This window comes from Tateyamaria armeniaca, assembly GCF_045797845.1.
GTDB classification, from domain to species: domain Bacteria; phylum Pseudomonadota; class Alphaproteobacteria; order Rhodobacterales; family Rhodobacteraceae; genus Tateyamaria; species Tateyamaria armeniaca.
Map to the genome: position 1 here is coordinate 3609999 of NZ_JBHDIY010000002.1, position 15293 is coordinate 3625291.

Sequence of the window (15293 nt, forward strand, 5' to 3'; positions counted from 1 at the left end):
CTTGGCCTCAGAATAGTTCGTTTGTCAAACCGCATCCACCGCAGGGATAGTCTGGCGACGCCGTGCAAGAGGACAGCCATGCAGCCCGAAATCCGAAAACTGGTCACCTATGACGAAGAGGTGCTGATCGAAGGGTTTCGCCCCGCGGATCGCCCATGGCGGATGTTCGCGCTGGCCGCGGTCGTGCGCAACCCGTGGGCCGGGCGCTATGTTGATGATCTGAAACCGGAAATACAGGCCTACGGGCCAGTGCTGGGCGAGATGATGACCGCTCGAGTGATCGCGTTGGCCGGATCGGGTGCTGCCATCGAGGCCTACGGCAAGGCCGCCGTCGTCGGCTTGAACGGAGAGATTGAGCACGCCTCGGGCCTGATCCATACGCTGCGGTTTGGCAATCACTACCGCGAGGCGGTAGGCGCGAAATCCTATCTTGCCTTCACAAACACGCGCGGCGGGGCAAATGCGCCGATCATGGTGCCGCTGATGGACAAGAACGATGCGGGTCGCCGCTCGCATTACCTGACCATCCAGTTTTCCATTCCGGACGCGCCGCGCGATGACGAGATCGTCGTGGTTCTGGGGGCTGCCACAGGCGGGCGTCCGCATCACCGCATCGGGGATCGTTATCAGGACCTCAAGGATCTGGGCCATGACCTGGACAACCCGGCGGCGGTCTGATCTCGGCCCCCTCGCCGCGATCACGGCGGGCGACGGGCCGACGATCCTGATGATCCACGGCGTCGGTCTGCGGGCCGAAGCCTGGGGTGCGCAGATCGACGCCCTTGCAAAAGACCATCGCGTGATTGCGGTGGATGTGCCGGGGCACGGGTTCAGCGCGCCCTTAGGCACCACGCCCGATCTGCCCGCCTACACTGAAGCAGTGGCCGAATGTCTGAGCGGGCCAAGTGTCGTGATCGGCCACTCCTTTGGTGCCATGATCGCGCTGGATCTGGCGATCAGGCACCCACAGCATGTTACAGGGGTTGTCGCCCTCAACGCTATTTTCCGGCGCAATGCCGAGGCCCGCCGCGCCGTTCTGGCGCGCGCGCGCAGTCTTGACGGCGTCACCGTGGCAGACCCGGAACCACCTCTTGATCGCTGGTTCGGGGCTGAGCCGTCACCGGAACGCATGGCCTGCAAGGATTGGCTGCTGGGCGTGGATCAGGCGGGTTACAAGGCCGCCTATACTGTGTTCGCGCAAGAGGACGGTCCGGCAGAGGCAAGCCTGCGCACCTTGTCCTGCCCGGCCCTGTTCATGACCGGAGCAGAGGAGCCGAATTCGACCCCCGAAATGTCCCGATCCATGGCTGCGCACACGCCCGATGGCACTGCAATCATCATCGAAGGTGCGGCGCACATGATGCCGATGACGCATCCACACGCGGTCAACACACATCTCGCCGCCTTTGCAAAGGCGTGCACGACATGAGCGCGCTCGACCCCCGCGCCCTGCGCCACGCCTTCGGTGCCTACATGACGGGCGTCACAATCGTCACGGCACGGCGCAACGACGGGACGCCGGTTGGCTTTACCGCCAATTCCTTTACCTCCGTCTCGCTTGATCCACCGCTTTTGCTGGTCTGCCCGGGACAATTCCTGTCGAGCTATCAGACCTTTACCACCTGCACTCATTTCGCCGTCAGCGTGCTGGCCGAAGGGCAAGAAGACATTGCGACCGTCTTTGCCGGTTCAAAAGCTGACCGTTTTGCCCAGGTGATATGCAGCGACGATCTGCACGGAGTCCCCCTGATCAGGGACGCAGTTGCGCAGTTTTCCTGCACATCGCACAGCTGCGTCGAAGCGGGCGATCACAGCATGCTCCTTGGCCGGGTCGAGGCGTTCACGCACCATGAGGCACCGGGTCTTGGCTATGTCTCGGGGCGGTTCTTCAGCCTCAGCACAGAACGGGCGGCCTTGGATCATGTTGACGGGCTGACCATTGCGGGGGCCATCGTTCAGGACGGCGACGCCGTGCTGCTGCAGCGCACCGCGACGGGTCTAGCGCCACTGCATTGCGCACATCAGGACCGTGGCGCGCTGCTGACCCACCTGCGCGACACGTTGAACGCGATGGGGGTGCAGGCCAGTCTTGGCCAAGCCTATTCCGTCTTTGATGACGCCAAGGGGCGCAAGCATCACAGCTACTTTTTGGCCACGGGCACGCAAGCGCGACCCAATGCGGATGTTGTGGCGGTTCCCATCGGCGAGTTGTCGGCACAGACCTTTGCCAGCCCGGCCCTCAGAACCATGATGCTGCGCTTTGCCGATGACGCGCGCAGCCGCCATTTTGGCCTCTATTTTGGCGACACGGAACACGGCGGCGTGCATGCCCCGACAGACAGGAGATAGCCCATGGAATTCTCTCTCTTTGCCCATATGGAACGGCTCACCCCCGGTCAGGACCACAAGGACCTGCGGCGCGAGCTGATTGATCTGGCCAAGATGGCGGATGAGGGCGGTATGCGGGCGGTTTGGACGGGCGAACATCACGGGATGGAATTCACCATCACCCCCAACCCGTTCCTGAGCCTTGTGGATTTGGCACACCACACCAAAAACGTGCGCCTCGGCACGGGCACCATCGTTGCTCCTTTCTGGCATCCGATCAAATTGGCAGGGGAGGCGGCAGCGGCCGATCTGATCACGGACGGGCGGATCGAACTCGGCATCGCACGCGGCGCCTACAGTTACGAATACGAACGGCTGATGCCTAATATGGACGCGTGGGAGGCAGGGTTGCGGATGCGCGAAACCACGCCATTGCTGCGCCAGCTTTGGGCCGGGGATTGCGCGCATGAGGGCGAATTTTATGCCTTTCCGGTCACCACCACGGCCCCCAAACCGGTACAGGAAGAAGGCCCGCCAATCTGGATCGCCGCACGTGATCCCAACAGCCACGCCTTTGGGGTCGAGAACGGGTTCAACATTCAAGTCACCCCGCTGTGGCAGGGCATGGAAGAAATCGAAAGCCTGATGGGCAAGTTCAACGACGCCTGTGCGGCCTATGCAGGCCCGCGCCCCAAGATTATGCTGCTGCACCACACCTATGTCGGATCGGACGGCGATGACGTGACCCTCGCCGCACACCAATTGTCGCGTTTTTACTGCTATTTCGGCGCGTGGTTTCAGAACAAGCGGCCCGTATCCCAAGGGCTGATCGAAAGCCTCAGCGAGGACGAACTGGCTGCCAACAAGATGATGTCGCCCGAAAATATGCACCGCGACCTGACCATTGGCACGGCGCAAGAGGTCATTGACCAGATCAAGCGATACGAAGACCTTGGCTATGACGAATACTCGTTCTGGATCGACTCCGGCATGGACTTTGAACGCAAACGCGCGTCCCTTGCCCGCTTTATCGACGACGTCATGCCTGCATTTGCCTGAGGATCAAGATGACCACACTCCCCCATTACCAACTCTTCATCGACGGCGCGTGGTGCGACGGGTCTGACGGGCAGATCATGACCACCCAGAACCCGGCCACGGGTGCGGATTGGGCCACATTCGCCTGTGCTGCCCCGACGGATGTCGACCGCGCCATCGCCGCTGCCCGCCGGGCACTGAATGATCCCGTATGGCGCGACATGACACAGACGGCGCGGGGCAAACTGCTGTTTCGTCTGGCGGACCTGATCGAAGAGCACGCGCAAAAGCTGGGTGAACTTGAGACAACGGACAGCGGCAAGCTGTTGGCCGAAACCTCCGCCCAGACGGCCTATGTGGCGGATTATTTCCGCTATTACGCAGGGCTGGCGGACAAGATCGAAGGCGCTGTGCTGCCCATCGACAAACCGAATATGCATGTGTTCACCCGGCGCGAACCCATCGGTGTGGTGGTCGCGATTGTGCCGTGGAATGCGCAGATGTTCCTGACCGCGACCAAGCTCGGCCCTGCGCTGGCAGCAGGCTGCGCCGTCGTCCTCAAAGCCTCTGAAATTGCCCCGGCCCCAATGCTGGAGTTTGCGCGTCTGATCGAAGCGGCGGGATTTCCACCCGGCGCGGTGTCGGTGATCACCGGGGATGCGGAAAACTGCGCCATCCCGTTGACACGGCATGCGGATGTCGACCGCATCGCCTTCACCGGTGGGCCCGACACGGCGCGGCACGTGGTGCGCAATTCGGCCGAGAACTTTGCTGTCACTTCGCTGGAACTGGGCGGCAAATCCCCCATCCTTGTCTTTGACGATGCCGATCTGGACGGCGCGGCCAATGGCTTGATCGCGGGGAATTTCGGGGCTTCGGGACAAAGCTGTGTGGCCGGATCACGCGGGTTGGTGCATCGCCCGATCATGGATGATCTGATCAGCCGTATCCAAGAAAAGGCGGGTGGGATCGTCGTCGGTGACCCGCTGGATGCGGGCACCCATGTCGGCCCCCTGTGCACACCAACACAGATCGCACGGATCGAAGACACGCTTGCAAAGGCGCAAGAGCAAGGCGCAACCCTCCACATGGGGGTGCGCGCGTGGACCGGCCCGGCAATTACATGGCCCCCACCCTCGTTGAATGCGCAGACCCGCAGACCGAAACCCTGAAGGTCGAGATGTTTGGCCCCATCATGTCCCTTCTGCCGTTCGATACGGAAGAGGAGGCTATTGCATTGGCCAATGACACGCCCTTTGGCCTCGGATCAGGCGTGTTTACGCAGAATCTGGCCCGCGCACACAGGGTGTCGGCGCGGCTGAAGGCGGGGATTTGCTGGGTCAACACCTACCGTGCCATTTCGCCCATCGCGCCCTTCGGGGGGTACAATCAATCGGGCTATGGGCGCGAGGCGGGGCTGGACGCCGTCCATGACTATACCCGCACCAAAACCACCTGGATCAACACCTCTGACAGCCCGATGGCGAACCCGTTCGTCATGCGCTGAGCGCGGCTACAGCGCTATTTTCTTGCACCCTCGTCACTTTGTATACTTTATGTATGCAATTTATGAGGGCGCCAGTGACACGATTCTCAAAAGACGATTGCCTTGCCGATCTGCGCAGGCGTATCCTGTCGACCGATCTGCAACCGGGGCATGACCTCGACGAGGTGGGCCTTGCCCAGCATTACGGCATGTCCCGCACCCCGCTGCGCGAGGTGCTGCAACGCCTGCAGGGCGAGGGATACGTTGTGATGTCGCAAAACCGCGGGGCCAAGGTGGCATCGATGGACATCGCCGTATTGCGCATTTTTTTCCAGACGGCCCCAATGGTCTATGCCAATATTGCGCGGCTGGCCTGCGAGAACCGGACAGGTGCACAGCTGGACACACTCAGGGCGGCACAGCAGGATTTCACCGCGGCCACGCGATCCGGCAAACCGGACGAAGCCGCACTCGCCAACCACCGCTTTCACGCCACCATCGGGCACATGGCACACAACGCCTATCTCGTCGCCTCGCTGGACCGGCTGCTGATCGATCACACGCGGCTCAGCCAGACGTTTTACCGCCCCGCCTCGCCCTCCGAAACAATGCTGGTGCTCAAGGCCGCGGAACAGCATGACGCCATGATCGCCGCGATCGAAGGCGGCGAAGGGGCACTGGCCATCGACCTCACCATCCAGCACTGGGACCTCAGCCGCGACCGGATGGAGCGTTTCGTGCGCCCCAACCCGCTGCCAGTCGATGTCATTCCCCGCAAGGACCGCCAAAATGCAGTTTGAAGGCATCTACACACCGCTTGTCACCCCCTACCACGCGGATTTCACTCTGAACGAAGCAGCACTGGCCGAAACAGTCGAATTACTGATCGCGGCAGGTGTGAACGGGATCGTCGTGGCCGGGTCCACGGGCGAATACTATGCCCAAACGGCCGAAGAACGGTTCGACCTGATGAAGCGGGCCAAGGACCTGATCGCAGGCCGCGTGCCCATGATCGTCGGCACCGGCGCGATCCGCACCGAAGATTCCGTGATGTTCGCCAAAGCGGCCAAGGACGCGGGCGCAGATGCCCTGCTGGTGGCCACGCCGCCTTACGCCTACCCGACGGGACGCGAAATTGCGCTACATGCCCTCGCAATAGACCGCGTCGCAAACCTGCCCGTGATGCTGTACAACTATCCGGGCCGGATGTCGGTCAATATGGATGAAGAAACGCTGGACCGGCTCGGCCGCTCCCCCAACTTCTGCGCCATCAAGGAAAGTTCGGGCGATATCAACCGCCTGCACATGCTGGCGCGGGACTATCCGCATATCGCGTTGAGCTGCGGCATGGACGATCAGGCGCTCGAATTCTTTGCATGGGGCGCGCGCAGCTGGGTCTGCGCGGGCTCGAACTTCGCACCCGAGGCCCACATGGCGCTCTATCAGGCCTGCGCGGTCGAGGGCGACTTTACCAAGGGGCGCGCCATCATGTCCGCCATGCTGCCCCTGATGCGGGTCCTCGAACAGGGGGGCAAGTTTGTGCAATGCATCAAATACGGACTGACCCTGCGCGGAATTGATGCAGGTCCGCCGCGCAAACCCCTGCAACCGCTCAACAAAGACGACAAACGCGCCCTGGCTGAGGTGATCCGCACCATGAACACCGCCATCGCGCATATCACGGGGGACCACCCATGACCGACCTTCTGACACATGGCGAATATGTGGCTTTGGCCGCCGCGCTGGACCCGCCGCGCAGTCCGTTCATTGACGGCAAATACCAGCGTGGCCACGGCCCCATGATGGCCACAACCAACCCGGCCACAGGCGAAGAGATTGCGCAGATTTCGACCGCGAGCGCCGCTGACGTCGATCTGGCCGTGAACAAGGCGCGCGAGGCATTCGATCAGGGACGCTGGTCGAAACTGGACCCCGAGGCGCGCAAAGAAGTGTTGATCCGCCTGTGCAAGCTGATGACACGCAACGCCCGCGAACTGGCGGTGATGGAAAGCGTTGAATCCGGCAAACCGATCCGCGATTGCGAGTTGATCGACCTTCCCGAAACCATTCACTGCATCAAGTGGCACGCCGAGGCAGTGGACAAAATCTATGACCAGACTGCCCCGACAGGCGACGGTGCCATAGCGATCATCCTGCGCGAACCGGTGGGCGTGGTCGCTGCGGTTTTGCCGTGGAACTTCCCTTTGATGATGTTCGCATGGAAGATTGGCCCGGCCCTTGCAGCGGGCTGTTCGGTGATTGTGAAACCCGCCGAACAGACCAGCCTGACTGCCTTGCGCGTTGCCGAACTCGCGCAAGAGGCGGGCGTGCCGCGCGGCGTGTTACAAGTCTTGCCGGGGGACGGGCCATCGGTAGGCGAACCGTTGGGGCGGCACATGGATGTCGACATGGTCAGCTTTACCGGCTCCACCGAAACGGGGCGACGGTTTCTGCATTATGCCGCTGAAAGCAACCTCAAGAAAGTCGTGCTGGAATGTGGCGGCAAGAACCCTGCCGTGGTCTTTGACGATGCCGAAAACCTCGATCACGTGGCCGAACATGTGGTGAATGCAGCCTTCTGGAATGCGGGCCAAAACTGCTCTGCCGCGTCACGCCTGATCGTGCACAGATCGGTGAAACCGGTGCTGATGGACAAAATCACGGCGCGCCTGCGCGACTGGAAAACGGGCGATCCGCTGGACCCCGCCAATCATATCGGCGCATTGATCGATGCGAACCACTGCGCCAAGGTGCGCGGATATCTCGAGGATGCGGGCGATGGACCCTACGTCGCACCAACCATTTTCGAAGTTGCGGCAGACGACCCAAAGGCGCGCGACGAAATCTTCGGCCCTGTCCTGTGCGTGATCGAGGTGGCCAGCAACGACGAAGCCGTCGAGGTCGCCAATGACACCGCATACGGCCTTGCGGCCTCCATCTTTTCCGCAAACGGCCGCAGCGCCATCCGCGCCGCACGCGACATCCGCGCAGGCACCGTTACCGTCAACTGCTATGGTGAGGGCAACATCGCCACACCCTTTGGCGGCTACAAGCAATCGGGATTTGGCGGGCGCGACAACGGCCTCCACGCCCATGATCAATACACCGAAGTCAAGACCATCTGGGTCGACCTGACCGACCCCGCGGACGGAGACAACTTGACATGAGCGTGGACGCCGTCGGGACAGTGCGGCGCGGGCGTGGGGCGCGCAAGGCGACGCGACAGACGCGCGACATCACCATGCTGCCTGCGCTGAAACGCAAACTGCCTTTGACCGAACCCATGAGTCCCGAGCAGGTGGAAAAGATCGATGCGGCCTCGATGGATATCCTTGAAACCGTGGGCGTGGTTTTTCGCGACCCCATTGCCTTGGCCGACTGGGCAAATGCGGGTGCCAAGGTTGTCGGTGAGACGGTTTACCTGGACCGCGCCCTCGTGCGCGAACTGATCGCAACCATCCCCGAAACCTTCACCTATCATGCGCGCAACCCGGCCAATAACCTGCCTTTTGGCGACGATCACGCCATTTTTGTGCCCATGACCGGCGCGCCCTATCTGCGTGATCTGGACGATGTGCGGCGCAATCCCACACTCGACGATCTGGCCAATTTCCACAAGCTCAGCCACATGCTGCCCGCGATGCATTCCAGCGCGCATCACATCGTGGAACCCTACGATCACCCGATCAGCCAGCGGCATTTGCGCATCACCTATTCGTCCATCAAACACTCCGACAAGACGTTCATGGGCATGACAACCAGCCCGAAGAATGCCGAAGACGTGCTGGACATGGCCGCGATTCTGTTCGGTGCCGAGTTCATGGAGACGCACGCGGTCGTCACCGGCAATTGCAATGGGAACTCACCACTGGTCTGGGATGAGACGATGCTGGGCGCGATGCGCGCGTTCTGCCGGCGCAACCAGCCGGTGCTCTGCTCTCCTTTCGTGCTGGGCGGGGCGAATACGCCTGCTTCCACGGCGGCCACTGTCGCGCAACTCAATGCCGAGGCGCTGAGCGCGCTGGCCTATACGCAAGTGATCCGCAAGGGCTGCCCCGCCATTTACGGCCATTACCTCACCACCGTGTCGATGAAATCCGGCGCGCCCATGGCGGGCACGCCCGAGATCAGCCTGATGAACTTCATGATCGGCCAGATGGCCCGGTTTTATGGCGTGCCTTGGCGGACCTCGAACACGCTGGGCGGGGCCAAGACCTTCGATGCGCAGGCGGGATATGAATCGGCGATGACCCTCAATGCCGTGCTGATGGCCGGGGCAAATTACATGTGGCATTCGGCAGGCTGGAACGAGGCGGGCATGCATTGTTCCATGGCCAAGTTCATCGTTGATGCCGAGATGTGCGCCATGGGCTACCGCATGGCCCAAGGCATCAACTGGGACGACTTTGACGCCGCCCTGTCCGCCATTCCGGATGTCGGCCCCGGCGGGCACTACCTAGGTCACCCACACACGCTTGAGCACTTTCAAAAGGCGTTCTTCATGCCTGAAATGTTTGACAATAATTCAATCGAGCAATGGCAGGCCGAAGGCGCTGTGGAGATCACCGAACGCGCGCTGATCCGGGCGCGCGACATGCTGAACGAGTACGAAGAACCCAAACTGGATGCGGGCGTGAACGAGGAACTGCTTGACTATATCGCGCGGCGGGAACGCGAAATTCCGGCCGCCGACGCGCTCAATCAGGAGTACTGACATGCGCGTCACCCGCCTGCCCCGCGACCCAGGCCCGGCGGGTTGGAACCGGCTTTTGCCTGACCCTGATCCACCCTCGCGGCTTGAAGGCAACATCACCGCCGATTGGCTGGTGATCGGTGCCGGGTTTGCAGGTCTGGCCGCCGCACACCGTTTGGCAAAACACGTCAGCGGCGCGCGCATCGTGGTTCTGGATGCGGTGCGCGTGGGCGACGGACCTGCGGGGCGCAATTCGGGCTTCATGATCGACCTGCCCCACGATCTGACCTCGCATGATTATGGCGGCGCACTCGACAGCGATCTTGCCCAAACGCAGGACAATCGCGCAGGGATCGCGCATGCCGCTGAAATGGCGCAGGAATATGACCTGAGCGCGGAGGCCTTCGCGATGTCCGGCAAGATCAACGCCGCCGCAAGTGCCAAGGGCGCAGCCCACAACCGGGACTTCGCCCGCCATCTTGCAGCGATGGGCGAGGCGCACGAGATGCTCGACAGCGCGCAGATGCGCGATCTGACCGGCATCGATTACTATGAAAGCGGCCTGTTCACCCCCGGAACGGCAATGATCCAGCCTGCGATGTTCGTGCGGGGCGTGGCGCGCGGATTGCGCTCCAACAGGATCACAATCCATGAAAACAGCCCCGTCATCGCGCTTGAACGGCGCGGCGACTGGGTGGCACGCACGCCCAAGGGACAAATCACTGCGCCCCGCGTGATCCTCGCGGTGAACGGGCATCTGGGCAGCTTTGGGCACATGCAGGGTCGGCTGATGCACGTGTTTACCTATGCCTCAATGACGCGCCCACTTGGTGCTGATGAGGTCGCGCGCCTTGGGGGCAACCCGGTGTGGGGCGTGACCCCTGCGGACCCGATGGGCACGACGGTGCGCCGGATTTCGGGAACGGGCGGGGATCGGATCGTGATACGCAACCGCTTTACCTTTGCCCCTAAGATGGAAGTAAACGCCGCCCGCATTGCCCGCATAGGACGCGATCACGACCGCGCCTTTGCGCGCCGCTTTCCACAGCTTGAAGGGGTGAGCATGGAATATCGCTGGGGCGGGCGGCTGTGCCTCAGCCGCAATAGCGTGCAGGTCATCGCAGAGCTGGACGAAGGGCTTTATTCGGCTTGTTGCCAGAACGGGTTGGGCACGGCCAAAGGCACGTTCGCCGGCGGTCTTGCCGCGGATCTGTCGATGGGCATCGCCTCGCCCGCGCTCGACCGGGCGCTGGCCGCCGATCCGCCCACGCGCCTGCCCCCCGCCCCGATTGCCGGGATCGGTGCCAATATGCACATCCGCTGGGCGGAAATGCGGGCTGGGAAGGAATTGTGATCCGGCCTACCACAGGGGCAGTGGAACCAATCACAGGCGGCCCCTATGCCCATCGACCCCTCAAAGGAAGAAGATCAAAGCGACCTCCAGCAGCGCCGTGCGCAGGGCGAGTTCGTGCGCGGTGTCAGCGGTTTTCGCCACGTCATCGGGCAAAGCGAAGAATTTCCGGCTGAGCCGCATCGTTATCACCTGCATGTCGCCCTGAATTGCCCGTGGTGTCACCGGGTCACGCTGGCGCGCAACGTGTTGGGGCTGCAAAACAGCATTACGATCGACGTCGCCTTTCCCAACCGGACGGATGCGGACGACCCACAAGGCGAGAACCTGTGGCAGTTTGCGCCCGACAAGATCGCAAGCGCAACCGGCGCGCCGCTGCCCGAATGCACCCACGAGACGGCGACACCGCATGGGGTGCGCCTTGTCCGTGATCTATACGAAGCGGAGGGATCGAACGAACGGTCGGTCCCGGTTCTGTTCGACAAAAAGACCCAAAGGATCGTGTCAAACGAAAGCGCGGAGATTGTGCGGATGCTGGGCCAGCAAGCCCGCGCGCTTGGCAGCACACTAAAGGGCGCAGAGCTGCCCGACCTTTACCCGGCCGGTCCGGACAATGCCGACCTGCGTGCTGAAATCGATGCGCTCAACAGTGCCATCTATACCGCGATCAACAACGGGTCCTACAAAGCCGGTTTTTCATCGCAACAAGACGTCTACGCGCAGGCGTTTGCTGCGTATTTCGACATGCTGGACCAGCTTGAAACCCGGCTGGGCGATGGGCGGCCTTACCTGACTGGCGCCACCTTCACCGAAGTCGATTTACGCCTATTTCCAACGCTTTATCGCCATGATCCGATCTATTACATCAGGATGAAACTGAACGGCGCGCGCATCGTTGACTACCCCCATCTGTGGCGCTGGCTGTGCCGGGTTCATGCCCTTCCCGGTGTCGCGGACAGCGGGTCATTGCTGCACTGCCGTCAGGGGTATTTTGGTCGATCCTGGAACGGTGTTGTGCCGATTGGTCCGCTCAAACCGATGCCATACCCCGACGCCTATGATCATCCCAACCTCGCCGCTGGCACCTAGGCCAGACCGTCGAAATCCAGTTCCTCGACCTCGCGCATATACGCCTCGAAATAGTCCGAAAACGTGGCGACAAGCGGCGGCAGCGTCTCGTATGGCGGATAGAACAGGGTCAGCCAGATGGGCTGCGGCGTCCAGTCTGGCAGGACTTCTTCGACCTCGCCTTTGGCCAAGCCATCGCGAAAGATGAAATCGGGCAACAGGGCAATGCCGTCCCCGGCTTTGACCAGAGAATAGAGGAAATCACCGTTGTTCGAGATCACCTGCGATCCTGCCTTCACACTGCGTTTCTGCCCGCCACCCCCTTGCAGCACCCAATTTTCCGCGGTGCCGTCAGAGCCGTAGGACAAGCAATGCAACGGATCGAGGTCATCGGGATGGGCGGGCCTGCCAGTCCGGGCAAACAGGTTCGGGCTTGCCACCAGCGAACGCGGCACTTTGCAGATCTTGCGCCAGATCGTCGACTTGTCGGTCGGTGGGCCGGAAATGCGGATGGCGATGTCAAACGGGGAGTCAACGATGTCGATAAAGGCGTCGGTGAGCGAGATGTCGATCGCGATATTGGGATAGGCGAGGCGAAACCCGCTGATCAGATCGGGCAGCAGGCGCAGACCCAGCGACATGGGTGCGTTGATCCTGAGGCGACCGTGATCGGGACGGACTGCACGCGCCACGTCCTCGGCAACCCGGTCAAACTCCTGCACCACGGGTCCAAATCGCGCGGCCGCCAGCGCCCCTGCACTGGTCAACGCCACCTGCCGCGTGGTGCGCACAAACAGTTGCTGGCCCAGATCCTGTTCCAGCCGCGCCACGATGCGGGTCACGGAAGCTGGTGTGAGGTTTAGCGTGCGCGCTGCTTCGGCAAAGCTGCTCAGCTCGGCCACCTTTAGAAACACGCGGATCGATTTGATGTCCTGCATGATCCATCATTGCACCGAGGACAACAGTGGGCGCAAGACTATTGATGCAGGCGCAATAGAATCAGGGTTTCGACAGCGCTGTTTTGTAGGCGTCGGGCGTGATCCCCGAAATCTCCAGCACCAGCTTGCGCCGCACGGTTTCGGCAAAGCTGGCGCGCCCTTCTGCCGTCACCATGAAAGCACCGGGCCCACCGATGATCCGTTCGGCATATTCCTGTTCCAGATTGGCCCCTGCCCGCCTGCCATCTTCCGGGCGCAGGATCGGCAGTGCGTTGATGGTGATACGCGCGGCCAGCACTTCGGCCCGCGCCTCGGCGATGGAGGGTCCGGAGGAGTTTCGAATGCTGTCGCCGGAAAAGTCGATCACCGCGCGCGGGGCGTAGATGTCATTCTGTTCGATCAGGCGTTTGGCATCCAGCAGCGCTGCGCCAATCGCGTTGCTGCCATAGGCCTGTCGCGGTGGCCCGGTCAGGGCTGTCGCGAACGCCTCTGCCGTGGCCATGCCGTCGATGATCATCCATGGCACAACCACAGCCGTGTTGCTGGCCCATTCCACGTAAGTCACGGCAACAGTGCCATAAATCGAATTCTCAATGGCCGCCACCACCGCCGGGTCCGTCATCGCCAGCGCATAGCCCTGGCGCTGAAAGGCCAGTTCCTCTGCATCAATCGACCCCGATGCATCGGCCAACAAGACCAGTTCCAAACCGGCCTCGCGCGGGCTTTGGGCGATGGCTGGCGCAGCGAGGGCAAGGCAAAGCAGAAGTCGGACAAGCATGGGCATGAGTGTGAGCCGCTTGCGCACGCGGCGCAAGATTTTCAGGTCACTGGCGTAGCTTGAATCAGCCGCGCCCGGCGCAGCGATGAATGGGCAGGCACATAGATCAGGACTTGTTCTGCCGTGCCACAGGCAGAATGTCGTTTTCCACAAGGCCGATCAGGTCGCCAAAGTAACCACCACTGCGTGCCGGTCGCGTCGGATCGGAAGTGATCGCGATGGTCAGCCCAAGATCGGGCACGATGCAGATGATCTGCCCACCATAGCCACGGGCAAGGGCATAGCGCGCACCCGCAGAGCGCCCCAGAAACCAACCGTACCCGTAGGCGAGGCCAGAAAACGGCGAACGTGTGACAGGCTGCAGCGACGCGCCGACCCAGTCGTGGCTGAGCACCTGTTGCCCGTTCCACGTCCCGCCCTGCCGATACATTTCACCAAAACGTACCATCGCAGGCACGCTCAGCGCCATTTCATTGCCGCCCAGATACCTGCCTTGCGGATCACGCGTCCACGCGGGCACCTCGATGCCAAGGGGGCGGCCAAGACGTTCACGCGCAAGGCTCAGCAGGCTTTGCCCCGACACCTCGGCCAGAACGGCGCCCAGCACATGAAATGATCCCGTGGAATAAAGCATACGGGCACCCGGTTCGGCCACAAACGGGCGCGACAGCGCATTGGCCACCCAATTCGCGCTGCTGACCCAGCCGCCGTAATTCGCGCCGGATGTCCGTTCCAGTCCCGCCTGCATGGTGACAAGGTTTTCCACGGTGATCGCCGCCACCCGCGCATCAGCGCCGCGCGGGATCAGGTTTGGCGCAAGCTGCCCAATCGTGGAGTTCGGTGACGGGATTTCGCCGCGATCCAGCGCGGCCCCGGTCAGCGCGGCGACAATGGTTTTGGACACCGACTTGATCGGGGCGAGTTGACCCAGTGCTGGCCCTCGGAACCGTTCAGACACTACAGGGGCGCCGTTTTGATGCACGATCAGCGCATGGCATTGTTCCATAGAGCCTGCGCGATCAACGACACTGTCCCATGACCGCTGTTGCGCCACGCCTGGTGTCGCGAGGAAAGCACCGGCGGTTACGGCAAAGTGGCGGCGCGTGAAAAGAGGCATGGTCAGTCTCCGACAACCTTCGCCTTGGACATAACCGACAAGAGCATATGCGCCAGTCATCATATCGTGAGCGGTCGGGATAGAGGGGAGAACGTCATGCGTGCTGCCCGGAAATCGAGTAGGACGAAGGTTACAAATACGTTTGAAAATCCAATGCGCCGGCCAATACCGCCAACAAAAAAGCCCCGCCGCCCGGATACACAAATGTGCGTCAGGGCGGCGGGGCCAAAAATCATCAAGTCAGGCTGCTGACTTCATCCAAGAATCCACTTCTTCGCGGGCTTCTTCTTTGGTCTTGCCATATTTCTCTTGAATGACACCGACCAGCTTTTCGCGGTTGCCTTCGGCGCGATCCAGATCGTCGTCCGTCAGCTTGCCCCACTTCTGCTGTGCTGAACCTTTGAGTTGATGCCATTTACCTTCGATTTGGTCCCAGTTCATCTTTCTCTCCTTTGCGACGTTGGTCATGCTAAAGCAACGCGGCAAGGGGCTGCAG

At 61.7% G+C, this 15293-nt stretch carries 14 protein-coding genes and 1 pseudogene; 11 read left to right on the top strand and 4 right to left on the bottom strand.

Features of this window, described 5'->3' with window-relative positions:
• Window positions 1-78 precede the first annotated feature (78 nt).
• The 11 genes and pseudogenes from ACERZ8_RS18350 to ACERZ8_RS18400 all read left to right on the top strand — a co-directional run bounded on the left by ACERZ8_RS18350 (window position 79) and on the right by ACERZ8_RS18400 (window position 11985).
• Window positions 79-678, top strand: a complete 600-nt coding sequence (locus tag ACERZ8_RS18350; protein WP_407593602.1) for an amino acid synthesis family protein — start codon at window positions 79-81, stop codon at window positions 676-678.
• Window positions 650-1429, top strand: a complete 780-nt coding sequence (locus ACERZ8_RS18355; protein WP_407593604.1) for an alpha/beta fold hydrolase — start codon at window positions 650-652, stop codon at window positions 1427-1429. The genes ACERZ8_RS18350 and ACERZ8_RS18355 overlap by 29 nt, the downstream gene beginning before the upstream one ends.
• Window positions 1426-2349, top strand: coding sequence for a flavin reductase family protein (locus ACERZ8_RS18360; RefSeq protein WP_407593605.1), 924 nt, complete (start codon window positions 1426-1428; stop codon window positions 2347-2349). Before ACERZ8_RS18355 ends, ACERZ8_RS18360 begins: the two co-directional genes overlap by 4 nt.
• Window positions 2350-2352: 3 nt before the next feature.
• Entirely contained in the window at window positions 2353-3387 is a 1035-nt protein-coding gene (locus ACERZ8_RS18365) for an LLM class flavin-dependent oxidoreductase (RefSeq protein ID WP_407593606.1), read from the top strand.
• A gap of 8 nt (window positions 3388-3395) precedes the next feature.
• A pseudogene (locus ACERZ8_RS18370) lies at window positions 3396-4873 on the top strand (aldehyde dehydrogenase).
• Between the two features lie 74 nt (window positions 4874-4947).
• Window positions 4948-5652 carry a GntR family transcriptional regulator gene (locus ACERZ8_RS18375; RefSeq protein WP_407593607.1) on the top strand — a complete coding sequence of 235 codons (705 nt, stop codon included), beginning with the start codon at window positions 4948-4950 and terminating at the stop codon, window positions 5650-5652.
• The gene (locus ACERZ8_RS18380) at window positions 5642-6550 is read left to right on the top strand and encodes a dihydrodipicolinate synthase family protein (protein WP_407593608.1); all 909 of its coding nucleotides are present in this window, start codon (window positions 5642-5644) and stop codon (window positions 6548-6550) included. The genes ACERZ8_RS18375 and ACERZ8_RS18380 overlap by 11 nt, the downstream gene beginning before the upstream one ends.
• Window positions 6547-8019, top strand: a complete 1473-nt coding sequence (locus ACERZ8_RS18385) for an aldehyde dehydrogenase (RefSeq protein ID WP_407593609.1) — start codon at window positions 6547-6549, stop codon at window positions 8017-8019. The genes ACERZ8_RS18380 and ACERZ8_RS18385 overlap by 4 nt, the downstream gene beginning before the upstream one ends.
• On the top strand, window positions 8016-9566 hold the full coding sequence (locus tag ACERZ8_RS18390) for a trimethylamine methyltransferase family protein (protein ID WP_407593611.1): 1551 nt from the start codon (window positions 8016-8018) through the stop codon (window positions 9564-9566). Before ACERZ8_RS18385 ends, ACERZ8_RS18390 begins: the two co-directional genes overlap by 4 nt.
• Before the next feature lies 1 nt (window position 9567).
• Window positions 9568-10899, top strand: coding sequence for an NAD(P)/FAD-dependent oxidoreductase (locus ACERZ8_RS18395; RefSeq protein WP_407593612.1), 1332 nt, complete (start codon window positions 9568-9570; stop codon window positions 10897-10899).
• A gap of 45 nt (window positions 10900-10944) precedes the next feature.
• Window positions 10945-11985: a glutathione S-transferase C-terminal domain-containing protein gene (locus tag ACERZ8_RS18400; RefSeq protein ID WP_407593613.1), complete on the top strand. Its 1041-nt coding sequence runs from the start codon at window positions 10945-10947 to the stop codon at window positions 11983-11985.
• On the opposite strand, the gene ACERZ8_RS18405 is transcribed toward ACERZ8_RS18400, so the two are convergent.
• The 4 genes from ACERZ8_RS18405 to ACERZ8_RS18420 form a co-directional block, all read right to left on the bottom strand.
• On the bottom strand, window positions 11982-12902 hold the full coding sequence (locus ACERZ8_RS18405; RefSeq protein ID WP_407593615.1) for a LysR family transcriptional regulator: 921 nt from the start codon (window positions 12900-12902) through the stop codon (window positions 11982-11984). The two genes, ACERZ8_RS18400 and ACERZ8_RS18405, sit on opposite strands and share 4 nt — an antisense overlap.
• 61 nt (window positions 12903-12963) lie before the next feature.
• Window positions 12964-13680 (bottom strand): DUF1194 domain-containing protein, encoded by a 717-nt coding sequence (locus ACERZ8_RS18410; RefSeq protein WP_407593616.1) that lies wholly within the window; start codon window positions 13678-13680, stop codon window positions 12964-12966.
• 106 nt (window positions 13681-13786) lie between these two features.
• A complete protein-coding gene (locus ACERZ8_RS18415; RefSeq protein WP_407593617.1) occupies window positions 13787-14797 on the bottom strand; it encodes a serine hydrolase domain-containing protein in 1011 nt (336 codons plus the stop codon).
• A gap of 240 nt (window positions 14798-15037) precedes the next feature.
• Window positions 15038-15238, bottom strand: a complete 201-nt coding sequence (locus tag ACERZ8_RS18420) for a CsbD family protein (protein WP_407593619.1) — start codon at window positions 15236-15238, stop codon at window positions 15038-15040.
• Window positions 15239-15293 lie beyond the last annotated feature (55 nt).

Excerpts from the sequence above, each read along its gene's own strand:
- ACERZ8_RS18415 (WP_407593617.1), bottom strand. The coding sequence starts at position 14,797 with ATGCCTCTTTTCACGCGCCGCCACTTTGCCGTAACCGCCGGTGCTTTC.
- ACERZ8_RS18385 (WP_407593609.1), top strand. The coding sequence starts at position 6,547 with ATGACCGACCTTCTGACACATGGCGAATATGTGGCTTTGGCCGCCGCG.
- ACERZ8_RS18365 (WP_407593606.1), top strand. The coding sequence starts at position 2,353 with ATGGAATTCTCTCTCTTTGCCCATATGGAACGGCTCACCCCCGGTCAG.
- ACERZ8_RS18420 (WP_407593619.1), bottom strand. The coding sequence starts at position 15,238 with ATGAACTGGGACCAAATCGAAGGTAAATGGCATCAACTCAAAGGTTCA.
- ACERZ8_RS18395 (WP_407593612.1), top strand. The coding sequence starts at position 9,568 with ATGCGCGTCACCCGCCTGCCCCGCGACCCAGGCCCGGCGGGTTGGAAC.
- ACERZ8_RS18410 (WP_407593616.1), bottom strand. The coding sequence starts at position 13,680 with ATGCTTGTCCGACTTCTGCTTTGCCTTGCCCTCGCTGCGCCAGCCATC.
- ACERZ8_RS18405 (WP_407593615.1), bottom strand. The coding sequence starts at position 12,902 with ATGCAGGACATCAAATCGATCCGCGTGTTTCTAAAGGTGGCCGAGCTG.
- ACERZ8_RS18400 (WP_407593613.1), top strand. The coding sequence starts at position 10,945 with ATGCCCATCGACCCCTCAAAGGAAGAAGATCAAAGCGACCTCCAGCAG.
- ACERZ8_RS18350 (WP_407593602.1), top strand. The coding sequence starts at position 79 with ATGCAGCCCGAAATCCGAAAACTGGTCACCTATGACGAAGAGGTGCTG.
- ACERZ8_RS18360 (WP_407593605.1), top strand. The coding sequence starts at position 1,426 with ATGAGCGCGCTCGACCCCCGCGCCCTGCGCCACGCCTTCGGTGCCTAC.
- ACERZ8_RS18380 (WP_407593608.1), top strand. The coding sequence starts at position 5,642 with ATGCAGTTTGAAGGCATCTACACACCGCTTGTCACCCCCTACCACGCG.
- ACERZ8_RS18390 (WP_407593611.1), top strand. The coding sequence starts at position 8,016 with ATGAGCGTGGACGCCGTCGGGACAGTGCGGCGCGGGCGTGGGGCGCGC.
- ACERZ8_RS18355 (WP_407593604.1), top strand. The coding sequence starts at position 650 with ATGACCTGGACAACCCGGCGGCGGTCTGATCTCGGCCCCCTCGCCGCG.